This is a genomic window from Streptomyces dysideae, assembly GCF_001514305.1.
GTDB lineage: Bacteria > Actinomycetota > Actinomycetes > Streptomycetales > Streptomycetaceae > Streptomyces > Streptomyces dysideae.
This window is the reverse complement of record NZ_KQ949101.1, coordinates 44,531-61,709: the sequence shown is the minus strand read 5'-3', so window position 1 is coordinate 61,709 and position 17,179 is coordinate 44,531. Positions and strand designations below refer to the sequence as shown.

Below are 17,179 nucleotides of genomic sequence, written 5' to 3'. Positions count from 1 at the left end.
CCGTGGCACCGGGCTCACCAGAAGCCGTCGCGGAGGACGGATTACTTGATCTTCGTGCCCGTCGAACGCAGGTTGCCGCACGCCTCGAGGACACGCGCCGCCATGCTCGCCTCGGCCAGCTTGCCCCAGGTGCGCGGGTCGTAGGTCTTCTTGTTGCCGACCTCGCCGTCGACCTTCAGGACGCCGTCGTAGTTCTGGAACATGTGGGCCGCCACCGGACGCGTGAAGGCGTACTGCGTGTCCGTGTCGATGTTCATCTTGACGACGCCGTTCTCCAGCGCGGTCGCGATCTCCTCCTCCGTGGAGCCGGAGCCGCCGTGGAAGACGAAGTCGAACGGCTGCGAGCCGGCCGGCTTGCCGTACTTCGCGGCGATGCCCTCGTTGAGGTCCTTCAGCAGGTCGGGACGCAGGACCACGTTGCCGGGCTTGTACACGCCGTGGACGTTGCCGAAGGACGCGGCCAGCAGGTAGCGGCCCTTCTCGCCCAGGCCGAGGGCCTCGACCGTGCGGACGGCGTCGTCGACCGTCGTGTAGAGGGAGTCGTTGATCTCGTGCGAGACGCCGTCCTCCTCGCCGCCGGTCGGGGTGATCTCCACCTCGAGGATGATCTTGGCGGCGCGGGCGCGCTCCAGCAGCTCCTGGGCGATGGACAGGTTGTCGGCCAGGGTCTCGGCGGAGCCGTCCCACATGTGGGACTGGAACAGCGGGTTCTCGCCGCGGGCGACGCGCTCCTCGGAGACGGCGAGCAGCGGACGGACGTAGCCGTCCAGCTTGTCCTTCGGGCAGTGGTCGGTGTGCAGCGCGACGGTGATGTCGTACTTCTTGGCGACGATGTGCGCGAACTCGGCCAGGGCCACCGCGCCGGTGACCATGTCCTTGTTGTGCTGGCCGCCCAGGAACTCGGCACCACCGGTCGAGATCTGGATGATGCCGTCGCTCTCCGCCTCGGCGAAACCACGCAGGGCCGCGTGCAGGGTCTGGGAGGAGGTCACGTTGATGGCCGGGTAGGCGAACTTGCCTGCCTTCGCCCGGTCGAGCATCTCGTTGTAGACCTCGGGGGTTGCGATGGGCATTCGTCCGCTCCTTGGGTGTGCGGGTTGGCGTACTGCGTTGTTCTTACGGCCCTGACCTAGACCTTGGGTGCGACGTCATCGTCGGCCCCATCTTTCCAGACTTGGGCGGATGGTCCATGCTCCGGTCAGTCCAGACCGAGCTCGTCCTTCGAGTACGCGAAGCGGTACGGCACTCCCGCGCCCTGCTCGATCTTCTCCGCGGCCCCGGTCGCCCGGTCGACGATCGTCGCGACGGCCACCACCTCGGCGCCGGCCTCACGCACGGCCTCGACGGCGGTGAGCGGGGAGCCGCCGGTGGTGGAGGTGTCCTCGACGACCAGCACCCGGCGGCCGGCGATCTCCGGACCCTCGACGCGCCGCTGCATGCCGTGTGCCTTGGCCGCCTTGCGTACGACGAAGGCGTCCAGCTTCCGGCCGCGCGCGGCGGCGGCGTGCAGCATGGACGCCGCGACCGGGTCGGCGCCCATGGTCAGGCCGCCCACGGCGTCGAAGTCCAGGTCGGCGGTCAGGTCGAGCAGCACCTGGCCGACCAGGGGCGCGGCCTCGCCGTCGAGGGTGACGCGCCGCAGGTCGACGTAGTAGTCGGCCTCCAGACCCGACGACAGGGTCACCTTGCCGTGCACCACGGCCTTGTCCTTGATCTGCTGCAGCAGCGTGCCGCGTACGTCCGTCATGCCGACCAGCTTAGAGCCGGGTCCAGCTCCAGGTGGTCGTGGCCTCCAGCGGCTCCAGGGGCGTGACCAGGCGCGGGTGGGTGTTGAGCCCGTTGGGCGGGCCGGTCTGCGGCTCCACGCACACGGCGGCCTCCTGCTCGTCGTAGACCACCACCCACTCCTCCCGGCTGGCCACCTTCAGCTCCAGCCGCCCGGGCCAGGTGAGGGTGACGTCGACGCCGCCGGGCATGCCGAAGCAGTCGTCCCAGGGGCCGGGCTCGGGGTCGATGCGCCTGCCGGTGGGGAGGTGGTCGGCGCCGCGCTCCTCCTGCCAGGCGGGGGTGAAGTCGAGGCGTACGTCCTCGCTGTCGCCGCCGAGGTTCCGGTTGAACCAGGGGTGCCAGCCGACCTGCGCCGGGAAGGACGAGTCGTACGTCTCCACGGACATGGTGAGGGTCAGGCAGTCCTCGGCGAGGCTCACGACCTGGGTGACGCGGCCCGAGTGGGGCCAGGGGTCGACCAGGTCGTACGTGATGACCGCCTCGTCGGCGGTGACGCGGGCGACCTTCCAGGCGCCGTCGCGGGCGGTGCCGTGGATGGCGTTCGGCGGGGCGTTCAGCGGCATCTGCCGGCCGACCGCGCCGTCCAGGAACCGGCCGTCCCGGATCCGCCCGCACCAGGGGACCATCGGGAAGCAGCCGAACCGCTCCCCCTGCCGCAGCAGCTCCACGCCTCCGACGCGCAGCCCACCGACCCGTCCGCCGTTGCCCGGCTGCACGGTCACCTCCGCGTCGCCCGCGGTCAGCGTGATGTCTTCGTTACTCACGGGACGACCCTACTGGGGCGATCAAGAGGGCGTGGTGCCGCTCCTGTCCTACGCCGTTCAGCGGCGGCGGCGCAGGATCCTGCCGACCACGATCGCCGACGCCACGACGACGGCGGCGGCCGGTGCCGCCCAGCGCAGGGCGGGGTTGGGGGCGACGGTCTGCGGGGCGGGTACGGGGGCGTAGCGGCCCCGGGGCGGGGCGTGGTCCACCTCTTCCGCGCTGCGGCCGATCATCGTGCGGCGGGCGTGTGCGGCTTCGGCGACGGGGGGTTCGGGGGCGGCGGGTTCGGGCGCGGCGGGTTCCTCGGACTGCGGGTCGAGGGACGGAGGTGGGACCTCGGTGTCGAAGACGGACTCGGGCTCGGGCTCGTCGACGTCCAGTTCCGGTGCTGGGGCGTCATCCGCGTCCGGCGTCGACTCGAAGTCTCGGGTGGCCTGCGGGGAGAAGTCGCCGGCCGCCTGGGGGGAGACGTCTTCGGGGGCCGGGGCCTCCGTGGCCGCCACGCCGAGCCCCTCCGCGAACCGGGTCAGCAGCCGCGTCACGGCCGACGCGACGGACTCCGCCGGCAGTTCGACGACGCGGCCGTCCGCGGAGGCCGTGCCCTCGAAGGTCACCGTGGAACCACCGTCGGTGTCCCTGGCCCGCACCGTGAGCGCGAGCTTCACCGAACCGGTACCGCGTGCCTCGGTCGCGTCGCCCTCGACGGTGTACGCACCGTCGGCCTGGCCGGAGATCCGTACGGCACCGCGGTAGGTGATGGTGTGGCCGCCGATACGCACCTTCATCCGGCCGGCGACGGATTCGGCACCGGCGTCCTGCTGGAGCCCGGGAATCGCCCGGGCGACCCTCGAGGGGTCGGCCAGCACCTCCCTGAGCCGCTCGGCCGGAACCGGAACGAACACCTCATGCTCCATGGTTGGCGAGCGTACCCAGAAGACGGGCCCTGCACCCCCCGTCGGCCTAATCTCCCCGCACGTCGGTGTGGCCCCCGCCAGGGGGCTCCGCCTCCTGGACCCCCGACCTATGCCCCACCCACCACCTGTCTACGACCGGGAAAGAGGTCGACCTCGTCCCCACCCCAACCCCTAGTGCCCCGGCAGGCAGCGTTCGCCCGTCAAGGAGCGGCGTCCGGTGCGTGCTCTCGGCGTGCCGGGTACAAGCCCTCGTACTGGACGTACTCGGGTTTGTACCCGGTGCGGCGAGTGGGGGCACCTCCCACGCCCTTAAGGCAGTGGGGGAGCGTGCCGGGCGTCGCGACGGGGCGAATGTCGCCTGTTGGAAACACCCCCTAGTACCGCGGATGCACCAACGTCGAGGCCTCCAACCCCCGCACCCGCGTCCCCTCCACCACCCGAGCCCCCTCCCTCAGCTCCTCCCCCGTCAGCGTCCGCGCCCGTACCACCCCCGCATCGACCCGCAACCCCGGCCGCACCTCCCGCCCCGCCAGCACGAACCCCCAGTCGTGCGGGGCCCGGGTCCGGCCCGCCGGGCGGTCCGGGCCCGCTGTGAAGTCGTTGGTGTGGCCGGTGACGGCGTAGGGGGAGGTGTGCAGGCCCGCCGCGCGCAGGGTGGTGTCGACCGTCCAGAAGGCCCGGGGGCGGGTGGCGACCGGGCCCGCGTGGACGGCGAGGCGGCCGGCCGGTGTCAGGACGCCCCGGGCCAGGCCGTAGAACTCCTGGGAGTACAGCTTCGTGCTGTCCGTGATGCCGGGATCGGGCAGGTCCGAGATCACCACGTCGTACGCCGCTCTCGGTGCCCCCCGCAGCCAGCCGAAGGCGTCGGCCGTCACGACGTGCACGCGCGCGTCGCCGTACGCGTGGCCGTTGAGGGCGGAGAGGGCGGGGTCGCTGCACGCCAGTTCCACCAGGCCGGCGTCGAGTTCGACGACGTCCACCCGTCGTACGCCGGGATGGCGCAGTACCTCACGCGCGGCCAGGCCGTCGCCGCCGCCGAGGATCAGTACGCGCGCGTGGGGGCCGTTCATCGCGGGGTGGACCAGTGCCTCGTGGTAGCGGTGTTCGTCACGGCCGCTGGCCCGGAGCCGGCCGTCGAGGAAGAGGTCGAGGGGGCGGCCCTCGGTGCCGCCGGTGAGGACGATCTCCTGGACGTGTGTGTGGAGCGCGACCCGTACGTCCCGCCCGTACACCTCCTGCCGTGCGGCCCGTTCGAAGTCGTCGACGTGGACGGCGGCGGTGGCGAGGACGCCCAGGACGGCGACGTTGGCGAGCAGCAGCAGCCAGCGGGCGCGGCAGCTCAGGTCGCGCCGGAACAGGCCGAGGACGAGGGCGCCACCGACCACCGCGTTGACGGCGCCGGTGATCAGCGCGCCCGTCAACTGGCCCAGGAGGGGCAGGAGCAGGAAGGGGAAGGCGAGGCCGCCGACGAGGGCGCCCACGTAGTCCGCGGCGAACAGGTCGGCCACCGCGCCGCCCGCGTCCTGCCGCCGGATGCGCTGGATCAGCTCCATCAGCAGCGGGACCTCGGCGCCGATCAGCAGGCCGATGGTGAGGGAGAAGGCGACCAGCAGGGTGCGGGAGCCGCCCGCCCAGATGCCGCCCCAGTCGCCGGTCCAGGCGAAGGCGGCGTACAGGGCCATCGCGCTGCAGCCGCCGACGAGGGCGAGCAGTGCCTCGATCGCGCCGAACCCGGCCGCGGCGAGCCTGCGGAGACGTTTCGCGGCGAGCGAGCCGATGCCCATCGCGAAGACCATGACGGACAGCACGACGGAGGCCTGGGTGACCGAGTCGCCGATCAAGTACGAGGCGAGGGCGACGAGTTCGAGTTCGTACACGAGTCCGCAGGCGGCGCAGACGAAGACGCCCGCGAGGACGAGGAACCGTCCCGTGCCCGGCCGGACCGGGAGCCGCGCGGGGCCGGCCCAGGGTGGCGTGGTGCCGGACGGGGCGGGCGCGTGCGGTTCGATCACGCTGCGACGTTACGTCACATGCGCGTCACGCTTCGTCACCCACACGTGTGGACCTCTCGGTCAGTTCGGCTTGGTGCGTTTATCTGGCCGGAACCGAGACACGTACGTCACCCGCCACCCGAACTCGTGCGCCTGCCCGTCATCTCACCGGTACCGGCACCGGCACCGGCACCGGGCGCGTCACACGGACGCCCACCCGGGTCCGCGTCGCCACCAACTGGCCGTCCTGCGGGTACGCGTGCCAGGTCCGCCAGTGGACCTGACCCTCGTACCACTGGGCCAGCATCGCCGTGAAGGCGTGCGGGCTGCCGGGGAAGACGCCGGCGAGGCCGTTCGGATGGTCGGCGACCAGCGCCAGCAACTCCTGGGCGCGGCCCGCGAACTGACCCGGCGACAGGACCTCGACGCGGGCGGCGAACTCGTACTCCCAGTCGCCGACCCGCTTGGCGACCCCCAGCGGCAGCGGCGTACTGCTGCCCGGGATGCACGCCACCGTCTCCGAACAGCTGCCCCGCTCCTCCTCCAGGAGTACCTGGTGGGACGCGCCGAGCAGCCTCAACTGAAGCTTCGCTCCGGACAGTTCGAGGTCGAGCGTGGCCAGGGCGGGGAGCGGCTCGCGCCCCAGTGTCCAGGCGAGGTCGGCCGCGCACGTGTCGGTGTAGCAGGTGTTCAGGTTCGTGAGCATGGATCGGCTCCGCAAGCACGCAAGGAAAGGGAGGTGTGGGTCTCCGGCGCACCGGTCGACACCGAGAGTTCGGCCCGGCCAGCCCAGTCGGCGAGTCAGGGAGTGTCCGCAGGACGTCCGAGGGGCTGCGCTGGTGATTTAGAGGGAATCATGAACGGTGGCGGCTCCACAGTGTTTTTACCCAACTTCGTGGGGTTTCCATCCCTCCGGGGGCTCCACAGCTCAACTGTTCAACCACGGCGTGCGCCAGGCCGGTGGAGGCGTGCGCCGGAGCACCTCGCGAAGGATGGACAACAAGGGCCGGACGACAGGCCCGACGGCAGAGGGGGCGGGGCCGACCCCCGTCGTCGGCCCCGCCCCGTCCGGATGCGGCTCCCCCTCGGAGCTCAGCTGCCCCGTGTCAGCTGCCTCCTCCGCCGCATCCACCCCCGCCTCCGCCGCCGCCCCCGCAGGACGACCCGCCTCCGCAGGACGAGCCGCCCCCGCACGAGGAGCCACCGCTGGAGCCTCCCCCGTCGGCCCACCAGCCGCCGCCACTGCTGCTGCCGCTGCTGCTGTGGCCGCTGCTGCTGTGGCCGCTCCGGCGGCCGCGCCCCCGCGCGGCCCGGCTCCTCGCCGCCGCCCTGTCCTCCCGAAGGCTGAGGCGCACGACTGCGAAGATGAGTACTGCGACCACCGCCAGGATGATGCCGAAGGTCATGGCGTCACCCTCCTTTCATTTCCCCCGAAGCGGCCCCCCGTGGGCGCCTCGCCATGTGCTGTCGTAGTGGTGTCCCAGCGCTGTCGTTCCGTTCGTGCGAGGGAGATGCCCACCCCTCCCGGCGGCCAAAGCAGAGTTGAGGAACTCCAGAGCTTGGGCGCAGGATGACCGGCATGACCTCCAGCACCCGCCCCCTCCTCAACCGCCGGCTCGCCGAGTTCGGGACGACGATCTTCGCCGAGATGTCCGCGCTGGCCCTGCGGACGGGGGCCATCAACCTCGGCCAGGGGTTCCCCGACACGGACGGTCCCGAGGAGATCAGGGAGGCGGCGGTGCGGGCGCTGCGCGACGGGCGCGGCAACCAGTACCCGCCGGGTCCGGGCATCCCCGAGCTGCGTGCGGCGGTCGCCGCGCACCAGGAACGCCGGTACGGCCTGTCCTACGACCCCGACGCCGAGGTCCTGGTCACGGCCGGTGCCACCGAGGCGATCGCCGCGACGCTGCTCGCGCTGCTGGAGCCGGATGACGAGGTGATCGCGTTCGAGCCGTACTACGACTCGTACGCGGCCTGCATCGCGATGGCGGGCGGGACGCGAGTGCCGGTCACCTTGCGCCCGTACGAAGGGAGCTTCCGCCTCGACCTCGACGAGCTCCGCGCCGCCGTCACCGACCGCACGCGGCTGCTCCTGATCAACACCCCGCACAACCCCACCGGCACCGTCCTCACGCGCGCGGAGCTCACCGCCATCGCCGAGCTCGCCGTAGAGCGCGATCTGCTCGTCGTCACCGACGAGGTGTACGAGCACCTGGTCTTCGACGACGCCGAGCACCTGCCCCTCGCCACCTTCCCGGGGATGCGCGAGCGCACGGTGACGATCGGGTCGGCGGGCAAGTCCTTCTCCTTCACCGGCTGGAAGGTCGGCTGGGTGACCAGTACCCAGGAACTCGTGACCGCCGTCCGGACGGCCAAGCAGTACCTGACCTACGTCAGCGCGGGCCCCTTCCAGTACGCGGTCGCCGAAGCGCTGCGCCTGCCGGACGCGTACTTCGACAGCTTCCGCGCCGATCTCCAGCGCAAGCGCGACCTGCTCGGCGACGGCCTGCGCGCGGCCGGGTTCGAGGTCTACCAGCCCCAGGGCACATATTTCATCACCACCGACATCACCCCCTTCGGCGACAAGGACGCCTACGCCTTCTGTCGCGCGCTCCCCGAACGCTGCGGCGTCGTCGCCATCCCCAACTCCGTCTTCTACGACGACCCCAACGCCGGCCGCAGCCAGGTCCGCTTCGCCTTCTGCAAGAAGGACGACGTCCTCGCCGAAGCCACCAGCCGCCTGCAACGATTGGCGTCCTGAACTCGCGCTCCTCCCTCGCGAGTGAGGTCGAGGCGAGATCATCACCGGCGTGGGTGCCGGGTGGTCTGCACTCGATCGAGTGCAGACCGGCCGATCAACCTCGGCAGCGGACAGCGCCCCATGGCGTCGCCCCCGTGAAGTACAGCTATGTCCACCCGCGCATGGTGGAAGACCGATGAGTTCGGCCTCGCCGCCCGGTCTGACCGTCTGGCTGGTCGATCACACACCGCGTGGAGAGGTAGTTGTCTCATGAGCAAGGTGGTCTTGAACGTCACCATGTCGCTCGACGGCTTCATGGCCGGTCCGGACATCAGCGCCGAACACCCCATGGGCCGGGGCGGTCTTCGTCTGCATGAATGGATCTTTGACACGTCAGGGAGCGAGGTGGACGCCGCGATCACACGAGAGGTCTCGGACTCGACAGGTGCGGTCGTACTGGGCAGAAGAACATTCGACGTGGGTGTCGAGGTGTGGGAGGACACGCCCTTCCCGGTCCCCTGCTTCGTCCTCACCCACAACGCTCGAAGCCAGATGGTCATGAAGAGCGGGACCTTCACCTTCATCACCGCAGGCGTGGAAAGCGCGCTTCAGCAGGCACAGACAGCGGCGGGCGGCAAGGACGTCACGCTGATGGGTGCGGACATCGCTCAACAGGCGCTCAGGGCCCGGCTCCTCGATGAGATCAACCTTCAGATCGCACCGGTGCTGATGGGCGACGGCCGCCGACTCTTCGATCACCTGGGAAAGGAACACATCGAGCTGGAACGGAGCAGAATCCTCGCCTCACCGCACGTCACACACATGCGATTCCGCGTCACACATGCCCGGAACACGCCGTCCAGCGGAGTGCCGGCCCCAGCCCTTGACGGCTGACGTCCGTGGGAGTGCAGCTCCTCGTAGGCCGTGAGCGGATCGCCGACGCGAGCGGTGAGGCGGGCAGTCGACGAGAGGCTGGAGCGAAGCGGTCGCTGTGCGAGTAGTGCACATCAGCTATCCGGGCCGCAGCCCCGCGGGTCGTGTCCTGCGACGTGGTGTAGGGAATCAAGTGCTTGGCGTTCCGGTTCGAGGCCCTCGGCCGTCCCCGTGGAGGCGGCGGCCCGCCAAGCGTCCTGCTGAGGCCGGCCAGAGCCCTGCCCCGGCGTAGCCGCCGCCCCCGACCTCCGGGTTCCGGTGCCTTGATCCCCTACACCACCTGGCGGACACCTGGCGGGACGCCATCGCCCCGCGTCCCCTTTGTCGCCGTTCCGTGAACCCAGGTTTCAGAGACCGCCGACATCCCCAGTCGGCCACCTGACTCCGCCTGGGCAGGGCGAGCCCAAGGCCGGCCCTGCCCAGAAATTCGCGCTCAACAGTGAGCGCTACTCGGTGTCCTTCGGGTGTCGCAGGGAGGCGTACACCAGGATCACCGTCGAGGTACCCGGGCTGACCAGGTAGCAGACCCGGCCGCCGCTGGTGATCTCGTACTCCCACTGCTCCAGCTCGGAGCCCTTCCATTCCCTGGTGGCGTGCCTGCCGCGGAGCTGGTGCTGACGGTTCCAGTTGGCCCGCGACACGCGGCCGTCATCGCGACGCTTGCCGCACCACAGGAGCAGACGTACAATTTCCTGTACGTCGAGAGAGGGTCGATCGTGAAGACAATGACATATTCCGAATCGCGCGCGCGGTACGCCGAGGTGCTCAACTCGGTCACCGACGACCGCGAAGAGGTCGTCATCACCCGGGCCGGACATGAGCCGGTCGTCATCGTCTCCCTTGAGGACTACGAGTCCCTGAAGGAGACGGCGTACCTGCTGCGAAGCCCGGCCAACGCCCGGCACCTGCTCGCGTCCATCGACGAGCTGGAAAACGGCGGAGGCACCGTACGCGAGCTGGCGACCGACGAATAACGGCCGCGAATGAAGATCACCTTCTCCTCCCGTGCCTGGGAGGACTACCTGTGGTGGCAGCTTCAGGACCGGAAGATCCTGAAGCGCATCAACACACTCATCGCGGACATCGCCCGGAACGGCAACGAGGGAATCGGTAAACCGGAACCCCTCAAACACGGATTCCAGGGCTACTGGTCGCGCCGCATCAACGACGAGCACCGACTGATCTACAAGGCCACCGAGGATGGCGTCCTGATCGCACAGTGCCGCTATCACTACGAGAGCTGACAGGACCCAGGAATCGGGCCCGGGCCCTGCCGGTACCAGCGTCGCTCAGCACTCACGCATGCCGACACCTCATGGTCGACGCCCGGGTCCGACTCTCGTTGCGGACCTGCGCAGTCGCTTGGCCAGCGCCTTGTCCCGAGCCCTCAGAAGTCGCCCTGCCGCATCCAGAACGGCCCCAGTGGCGGGATGGTCGCAGCGCCACAGATCGTCGGCCGCCTGCTCGAGGAGCGGCAGTACCGAGTCCCCCTCCTGCTCCAGGAACATGGCAAGTGCCTCGTCCGCCACGCCGAGCGGGCCCCACAGATGGTCCACGAGCCCCCACAGTTGGAGTTCCGGACCGTGTCCCTCTGGGATCTCACCATGGCCGGCCAGCGCGATCGCCGCGGTCTCCGCGCAGCCGGGGACCTGGGAGGCCGCGGCTTTGCGCAGGACCGCGAGCGCTCTGGGTTCATCGAGTTCCGCGAGCACCGGCGCGGCGGCAAGGCGGCGGAGGGCCGCATCGGCTTCCAAACCGGCACAGGCGTCGATGAGCTGGACTGCCGCTGAGCCCTGGCCCCGATGACTGATCCATCCGGTGATCTCGGAGTGGGCGGCCTCCTGGTCGTAGTCGAGGAGAGCGTCGAGCAAGGTCGGAGCGTCTGCGTCGGCCAGTTCGCCGATGAGCGGGGCGTGGAATCCCTCGGCGAGCAGGTACTCGCGCAGCCCGTGGCGTCCCAGCGGAGTGAGCCGGAGCCGTGTCCCGGCCGGCGGAGTGCCGTCGCTGTCCTCGGCGCTCGCCTCGATACCGAGGATGCCGAGGACGATGTGATCGCGCTGTCGGCTCGTCTGCGGGCCGCTCTCGACCTCCGCCGCCTGGTACTCGGCAAGGACAACGGCCGCCTGGTCGAGAATCTGCAGGAGGAACAGTTCGACCAGCCGTGCCTCCTGCTTCGGGAGACCCTCGCGGAGTGCTCCGATGAGCAGCGCGGTGTCCAGCCACTCGCCATCGGGAACCTCGTACAGCGCCCGCAGCACCACCGCCGCCAGGCCGTGGCCGTCCTCGTCCTCAATGTCCAGCGCGCCCAGCAGCACCGGGGACAGGCCGAGGTTCCCGAGGTCGTTCAGATCATCGAGGTCGTCCCCGAGCGCATCGCACCAGAGGTCCAGCGCTCCCTCGTCCTCCGCGGCAGCGGGCAGGCCGGCACCGGGATGGGCGACGCCCCTGCCGATCTCCACCAGGTCCGCGTACACGGCGAGCTGCCAGGGGTCGTCCAGGCAGGGCAGGTCTCCGGAGCTGCGCAGGCGGGCCAGCCGCTTGTCGCGCTCCTCGGGCCGGAGTGTGCTCAGTTCGTCGTCATGGGTCCAGAGTTCGAGTTCCTGGACGGCCTGGCGGCCCAGGGGAGGCTTGAGCACCTCCCGGGATGTGACGGCTCGTCCGCCCTGGCACCAGTGGGCCAGGCGGATCGCGGAGGCGATCAGCGGCACCTGCCGGGCTGCTGCGGCGAGTTCCGCGCGTGGTGCGAGGGAGACGGGTCGCACCGGGACGGAATCCATGTACAGGTCCTCGTCGTCCTCGGCGTCGTGGACCTCGCCGCAGGAACAGCGCCGCCCACCGGGGGCGGCTTCGGCCGGACCTGGTGCCGGGGTGGCCGTGGGCGGCTGCGGGTCCAGGCCGGCCAGTTCCCGGTCCAGGGCGTCGCGGTCGAAGCGGGCGGCGTCGAACCCCTCCTCCCGCAGGGTTTCGACCAGGTCGGTCCACGGCTCGGGGGCCGGTGCGCCACGGTCCTCGACGGCGTCGAGTACGGCTTGCAGCCCCCAGGCTCCGCCGATGTCCTCGGCACAGGGCATGGCGCGGCGACCCCCGGTACAGCGGACGCGCCGATCGGGGGTGGACGCGGGGAGGATCTTCTCCAGCGTGATCCGGTGCCGCCAGTCGTCGCCGAAGTCGTAGGTGTACTCCAGCCGACCGCCTTCGCGGGGCAGCACCTCGGCCACGGTCACCGACTCCTCGTCGGCGTCGCGGAAGGGATCGCGGTCCAACGGTGCGTCGAAGTCGACGAATTGGCGGCCGGAGTCAGGTTCGGTGAAGGAGTGCAGGTGCGAGTCGTCCCAGCCGAAGCATGCCTGGATGATGTCGTGCAGGCAGCCGAGCGAGGTGTCAGCGGGCAGGGTGACCCGGCGCCAGACCGGCGGACTGGTGTCTCGCAGGGCGATCTTCAACTGGTAGGTCGGCATGGGCTCGGCGGTCACGGCGAAGGGTTCCCTCAGGGCGGAGGCGGATTCCGGCACCGGTAACGGGCTGCGATCACAAAGGGGTCGCGCTGGTCCCTGGCGGGTGCCGGTGACATCTTTCCGCACTGCGCCGAGTGGGCGAAACACTTCTGGCGTTCCCTGTCCATCCGCGCGGATAGCCTTGACCCGCCGAGGGCTCGTGGGCTACCCGCGCCCTCCCGAACAGTTGCAGGAGCCTGGCCAGGAGTGGGCGTGGTGGCGAAGACTTACCCGTCGGCGGAGCCCGAGTCGGCGACTTGGGACCGGGAACGGATGTCTGCCGGGTTGCCGGAACTCGCCCTGGGCGAGGCCGTGTTCCTTCCCGCGGACCCTCCCCGGATGGGACGGATGGCGTTCTGGACGCCTGGGAGTGAGCCACCGGACCTCGGGGTGGAACCCGAGGAACTCACCGTGGTCCGCCCGCACGGTTCGTCCGTGCGACGGGCGCGGGTGGTCGCCGTGCTGCTGCCGGTGGAGGAGGCGCTGCCGCTGCTGACCCGCTGCCGGGCGCTCGGCGCGGACGGCAGCGGGCGGGCGTCGGCCGGTACCGCGTTCTGGGGCACAGCGGCCCTGCTGGGGCTGCGTCTGCTCGCCCGGGGCCGGATGCTGCCCGGGGTGTCGCCGGAAGGCTTCGACGCCTGGCGGGTCGGCCCGCTGGACACCGAGGATCACGAGCGGCTGGCTGCCCTTGCCGCCGCCATGCCTCCTCAGGCCCGCGCAGTCGCGGTTCCCGGGCTCTCCCCCCTCACGCTTCCGGCGGCCGAGCCACTGCTGCGGGCCTTCCTTGACGCCGTGGCCGATTCCCTCGCCCGCCCTCCCGCCGCCCGCCAGGTGACCGCCGGGCCGGCGTTCGCGGTGCGCGCACCGCAGTCCGTGCCCGAGCAGCGGGCGTGGGCAGCGGAGGTCGCCGCCGGCCGCGACGCGGGCCTGGCTGTCTCGCTGCGGTTGGAACTGGGCCGCTCGGACTCCTTCCAGGCTGTGGTCCAGCTGCGCAGCCTGGCCGATCCCACTGTGCTCGCCGACGCCGCGGACCTGTGGTCCGGCAGGGCCACCGCCCCCGAACTGTTCGGCCCGCGGGCCAAGGTGGACACGCTGCTGACGCTGCGCCGGGCCGCCCGCGCCTGGCCCCCGGCCGGACGGCTGCTGGACTCCGCCGCCCCGGCCGGCCTGGAGCTGTCCGACGAGGAGGCCCAGTCGCTGCTGGGCGACGCGGCGGAAAGCCTTGCCGCCGCCGGGGTCGCCGTGCACTGGCCCAAGGAGCTGGTACGCGAGCTGACGGCCTCCGGCGTCCTGGAACCCGTTCGCCGCCAGGGGACGCAGTCTGCGGCCGAGTCGTTCCTGTCCTCCGGCGGCCTGTTGGACTTCCGCTGGCGGGTCGCCCTCGGAGACCGGGAACTCACCGAGGAGGAGCTGGAGCGGCTGGTCCAGGCACACCGGCCGATCGTGCGGCTGCGCGACCAGTGGGTGGTCGTGGACCCGGATCTGGTCCGCCGGCTGCGCCGGGCCGCGCAGTCCACGACGACCCCGCTCACCCCGATCGACGCCCTGGGTGCCGCGCTGACCGGCAGCGTGGAGGTGGACGGCGAACAGGTGGCGGTCACCGCGAGCGGCGTACTGGAGGAGCTGCGCTCCCGGATCGCCGACCCCGAGGCCCGCGCCGCGCGCGAGCCCCAGGGGCCGCCGAGAGCCCTGGCCGCGACCCTGCGCGACTACCAGTTGCGCGGCCTGAACTGGCTGCACCGGATGACCTCGCTCGGCCTGGGCGGCTGCCTCGCCGACGACATGGGCCTGGGCAAGACCGTCACCCTGATCGCTCTCCACCTGCGTCGCCAGGAGCGGAAGACCACCGCCGGCCCCACCCTGGTGGTCTGCCCCGCCTCGCTGCTCGGCAACTGGGAGCGCGAGATCCGGCGCTTCGCACCGGCCACCCCGGTGCGCCGCTTCCACGGTCCCGGCCGTGAGCTGGCCGGCCTCGACGGCGGAGCGGACGGCGGCTTCGTCCTGACCACCTACGGGACCATGCGCCGCGACACCGAACGCCTCACCGAGCAGCCCTGGGGCCTGCTCGTCGCCGACGAGGCCCAGCACGTCAAGAACCCGCACGCACTCACTGCCCAGGCCCTGCGCCGGATCCGCTCACGGGGACGGGTCGCGCTGACCGGCACCCCGGTCGAGAACAACCTGTCCGAACTGTGGTCACTGCTCGACTGGACCACCCCCGGCCTGCTCGGCACGCTCACCTCCTTCCGTGATCGTTACGCCACGGCCGTCGAGGGCGACCGCGACGAACAGGCCGCCCGGCAGCTGGCCGCGCTGGTCCGTCCCTTCCTGCTGCGCCGACGCAAGTCCGACCCCGGCATCGCGCCCGAACTGCCGCCCAAGACCGAGACCGACCAGCCGGTGTCCCTGACGAAGGAGCAGGTGTCGCTGTACGAGGCGCTGGTACGCGAGCTCATGGCCGAGATCGAGGAGAAGCAGGGCATGGCGCGGCGCGGCCTGGTGATGAAGCTCCTCACCGGCCTGAAGCAGGTCTGCAACCACCCCGCGCAGTTCCTGAAGGAGCCCGCGGGTGCCAGGCTCCCGGGCCGCTCGGGGAAACTGGAACTCCTGGACGAACTCCTCGACACCGTCCTGGCCGAGGACGGGTCGGCCCTTGTCTTCACCCAGTACGTGGCCATGGGCGCGCTGATCGAGCGCCACCTGGCCGACCGCGGCGTGGGCACCCTGTTCCTGCACGGAGGCACCACGGTCAAACGCCGCGAGGAGATGGTCGACGCCTTCCAGACCGGCGAGAAGAAGGTGTTCCTGCTGTCCCTCAAGGCCGCCGGGACCGGTCTGAACCTGACCCGGGCCGGACACGTCATCCACTACGACCGCTGGTGGAACCCGGCCGTGGAGGACCAGGCCACCGACCGCGCCTACCGGATCGGACAGACCCAGCCGGTCCAGGTGCACAAGCTGATCGCCGAGGGCACCGTGGAGGACCGGGTCGCCGAGATGCTCCGCCAGAAGCGGGAACTGGCCGACTCGGTGCTCGGCTCGGGCGAGGCGGCCTTCAGCGAACTGAGCGACAGCGAACTGGCCGAACTGGTCACACTGCGAAGGACGGGACGATGACGGGGACAGGACGATGACCGGACGCGGTCGGCCGGGCGAGTCGGCCGCCCGTACCTTCGAGGCCCTCCCGCCGGCCAAGGGCAGCCGCGCGCCTTTCGCCGAGTCCTGGTGGGGCCGCGCCTGGCTGCGCTCCCTCGAGGAGTCCTCCCTGGACTCCGGCCGCCTGCAGCGCGGCCGGACCTACGCGCGCGGCGGCGCGGTCGGCCAGGTCACCGTCGCGCCCGGTTCAGCCGCCGCTCCGGTGCAGGGCAGTCGCCGTACCCCCTACCGCTCCACGGTCCAGGTGGAGCAGCTGACGGACCGGCAGTGGGACCGGCTGCTCGACATGATCGCCGAGCGGGCCGCCAACATCGCCGCGCTGCTGGACGGCGAGATGCCCGCCGGGCTCGCCGACGACGCGGCGGCCGCCGGCGTCCCGCTGCTGCCCGGCCCACGGGATCTCGACCCGGAGTGCAGTTGCCCCGACTGGGGCTACCCCTGCAAACACGCCGCGGCCCTCTGCTACCAGGTCGCCCGGCTCCTGGACCGCGACCCCTTCGTGCTGCTGCTCCTGCGGGGGCGCGGCGAGCAGGAGCTGATGGACGAGCTCGGCCGCCGCAACACCGCCCGCGCCTCCGCCGAAGCCGCGGTGGCCACGGCAACGGCAGGCACGGATCGGAGCGGGCCCCCGGCCCGGACCGGCGATCCCGCAGGGCCCGCCTTCGCCTCACGCGCCGACCTGCCGTCCCTGCCCGCCCCGCCCCCGCTGCCCGACCGGGCCGGCCGCGGCCCCGCGCTGATGGACTCGGCCGTCCCGGAGCCCGGCCTGGACCCGGCCGCGCTCGAACTGCTCGCCGCCGACACCGCGATGCGCGCCCACCATCTGCTCGCCGGAGCCCTCGGCTCGCGGCATGCCGACACGGCCCCGCCCGTCCCGCTCACCAATTGGCAGGACGCCGTCCGCTTCGCCGCCGCCCACCCCACCCCGGAGGTCTTCGCCCGGATCGCTTCGAACTGCGGCCGCACCCCCCGCGACCTCGCCGCCGCCACCCGCGCGTGGCGGCACGGCGGCGCCGCATCCCTGGACGTACTGGAAAGCTCTTGGACCCCACCCGCCTCCCGCCTGGAGCGCGACCGCGAGGCGCTGCGAGCGGACTGGGCCGACAGCAGACCGCCCCGGCTCCGCTCCTGGCGCAACCGCTGGACCGTCGAGGGCCACAACGCCCAACTGCGCCTGGGCCGGGACGGACTGTGGTACCCGTACACCAAGGACCAGGGCATCTGGTGGCCGGCCGGACCGCCTGACGCCGATCCCGCCGTCGTCCTGACCGCTCTCCTCGAAACATGATGCTCGAGGTGTCCCTCGATCCACCGAATCCGTCCCCGGCCGCACGTTGCGTTCGGTCGCGCGGCGGAGACGCGCGAATCGGTCGGCGCCCCGACCGGCGACGGCGGACT

Annotated in this window: 14 protein-coding genes; 6 read left to right on the top strand and 8 right to left on the bottom strand. The window is 71.4% G+C overall.

From position 1 onward, the window contains the following. Window positions 1-41: 41 nt before the first annotated feature. From fbaA to AQJ91_RS33255, 6 genes are all read right to left on the bottom strand, one after another. A complete protein-coding gene (gene fbaA / locus AQJ91_RS33280) occupies window positions 42-1,073 on the bottom strand; it encodes a class II fructose-bisphosphate aldolase (RefSeq protein WP_067029036.1) in 1,032 nt (343 codons plus the stop codon). A gap of 125 nt (window positions 1,074-1,198) precedes the next feature. Continuing rightward, window positions 1,199-1,747, bottom strand: coding sequence for an orotate phosphoribosyltransferase (gene pyrE / locus AQJ91_RS33275; RefSeq protein ID WP_067029034.1), 549 nt, complete (start codon window positions 1,745-1,747; stop codon window positions 1,199-1,201). A 10-nt stretch (window positions 1,748-1,757) separates the two neighbouring features. Then, window positions 1,758-2,552: an aldose epimerase family protein gene (locus AQJ91_RS33270; protein ID WP_067029032.1), complete on the bottom strand. Its 795-nt coding sequence runs from the start codon at window positions 2,550-2,552 to the stop codon at window positions 1,758-1,760. Window positions 2,553-2,609: 57 nt separating this feature from the next. Beyond that, the gene (locus tag AQJ91_RS33265) at window positions 2,610-3,467 is read right to left on the bottom strand and encodes an SRPBCC domain-containing protein (RefSeq protein WP_067029030.1); all 858 of its coding nucleotides are present in this window, start codon (window positions 3,465-3,467) and stop codon (window positions 2,610-2,612) included. A 374-nt stretch (window positions 3,468-3,841) separates the two neighbouring features. Then, entirely contained in the window at window positions 3,842-5,479 is a 1,638-nt protein-coding gene (locus tag AQJ91_RS33260; protein WP_067029028.1) for a polyamine aminopropyltransferase, read from the bottom strand. A gap of 139 nt (window positions 5,480-5,618) precedes the next feature. Further along, window positions 5,619-6,164, bottom strand: coding sequence for a DUF2617 family protein (locus AQJ91_RS33255; protein ID WP_067029025.1), 546 nt, complete (start codon window positions 6,162-6,164; stop codon window positions 5,619-5,621). 864 nt (window positions 6,165-7,028) lie between these two features. Here AQJ91_RS33255 and AQJ91_RS33250 point away from each other — a divergent pair. Continuing rightward, the gene (locus AQJ91_RS33250; protein WP_067029023.1) at window positions 7,029-8,219 is read left to right on the top strand and encodes a pyridoxal phosphate-dependent aminotransferase; all 1,191 of its coding nucleotides are present in this window, start codon (window positions 7,029-7,031) and stop codon (window positions 8,217-8,219) included. A 249-nt stretch (window positions 8,220-8,468) separates the two neighbouring features. Continuing rightward, on the top strand, window positions 8,469-9,092 hold the full coding sequence (locus AQJ91_RS33245) for a dihydrofolate reductase family protein (protein WP_067029021.1): 624 nt from the start codon (window positions 8,469-8,471) through the stop codon (window positions 9,090-9,092). 485 nt (window positions 9,093-9,577) lie between these two features. On the opposite strand, the gene AQJ91_RS33240 is transcribed toward AQJ91_RS33245, so the two are convergent. Continuing rightward, entirely contained in the window at window positions 9,578-9,772 is a 195-nt protein-coding gene (locus tag AQJ91_RS33240) for a hypothetical protein (protein WP_234383189.1), read from the bottom strand. A gap of 75 nt (window positions 9,773-9,847) precedes the next feature. Between AQJ91_RS33240 and AQJ91_RS33235 the strand changes: the two genes are divergently transcribed. Beyond that, a complete protein-coding gene (locus AQJ91_RS33235) occupies window positions 9,848-10,105 on the top strand; it encodes a type II toxin-antitoxin system Phd/YefM family antitoxin (protein ID WP_067029019.1) in 258 nt (85 codons plus the stop codon). A gap of 9 nt (window positions 10,106-10,114) precedes the next feature. Continuing rightward, window positions 10,115-10,375, top strand: a complete 261-nt coding sequence (locus AQJ91_RS33230; protein WP_067029017.1) for a Txe/YoeB family addiction module toxin — start codon at window positions 10,115-10,117, stop codon at window positions 10,373-10,375. Window positions 10,376-10,444: 69 nt separating this feature from the next. Here AQJ91_RS33230 and AQJ91_RS33225 read toward each other — a convergent pair whose 3' ends face one another. Then, window positions 10,445-12,604 (bottom strand): plasmid pRiA4b ORF-3 family protein, encoded by a 2,160-nt coding sequence (locus AQJ91_RS33225; protein WP_067029015.1) that lies wholly within the window; start codon window positions 12,602-12,604, stop codon window positions 10,445-10,447. 228 nt (window positions 12,605-12,832) lie between these two features. Between AQJ91_RS33225 and AQJ91_RS33220 the strand changes: the two genes are divergently transcribed. Together AQJ91_RS33220 and AQJ91_RS33215 are read left to right on the top strand one after the other, a co-directional pair. Further along, window positions 12,833-15,742: a DEAD/DEAH box helicase gene (locus tag AQJ91_RS33220; protein ID WP_079085391.1), complete on the top strand. Its 2,910-nt coding sequence runs from the start codon at window positions 12,833-12,835 to the stop codon at window positions 15,740-15,742. A gap of 13 nt (window positions 15,743-15,755) precedes the next feature. Further along, entirely contained in the window at window positions 15,756-17,069 is a 1,314-nt protein-coding gene (locus AQJ91_RS33215) for an SWIM zinc finger family protein (RefSeq protein ID WP_067029013.1), read from the top strand. Window positions 17,070-17,179 lie beyond the last annotated feature (110 nt).

Excerpts from the sequence above, each read along its gene's own strand:
- AQJ91_RS33215 (WP_067029013.1), top strand. The coding sequence starts at position 15,756 with ATGACCGGACGCGGTCGGCCGGGCGAGTCGGCCGCCCGTACCTTCGAG.
- AQJ91_RS33230 (WP_067029017.1), top strand. The coding sequence starts at position 10,115 with ATGAAGATCACCTTCTCCTCCCGTGCCTGGGAGGACTACCTGTGGTGG.
- AQJ91_RS33265 (WP_067029030.1), bottom strand. The coding sequence starts at position 3,467 with ATGGAGCATGAGGTGTTCGTTCCGGTTCCGGCCGAGCGGCTCAGGGAG.
- pyrE (WP_067029034.1), bottom strand. The coding sequence starts at position 1,747 with ATGACGGACGTACGCGGCACGCTGCTGCAGCAGATCAAGGACAAGGCC.
- AQJ91_RS33250 (WP_067029023.1), top strand. The coding sequence starts at position 7,029 with ATGACCGGCATGACCTCCAGCACCCGCCCCCTCCTCAACCGCCGGCTC.
- AQJ91_RS33245 (WP_067029021.1), top strand. The coding sequence starts at position 8,469 with ATGAGCAAGGTGGTCTTGAACGTCACCATGTCGCTCGACGGCTTCATG.
- AQJ91_RS33255 (WP_067029025.1), bottom strand. The coding sequence starts at position 6,164 with ATGCTCACGAACCTGAACACCTGCTACACCGACACGTGCGCGGCCGAC.
- fbaA (WP_067029036.1), bottom strand. The coding sequence starts at position 1,073 with ATGCCCATCGCAACCCCCGAGGTCTACAACGAGATGCTCGACCGGGCG.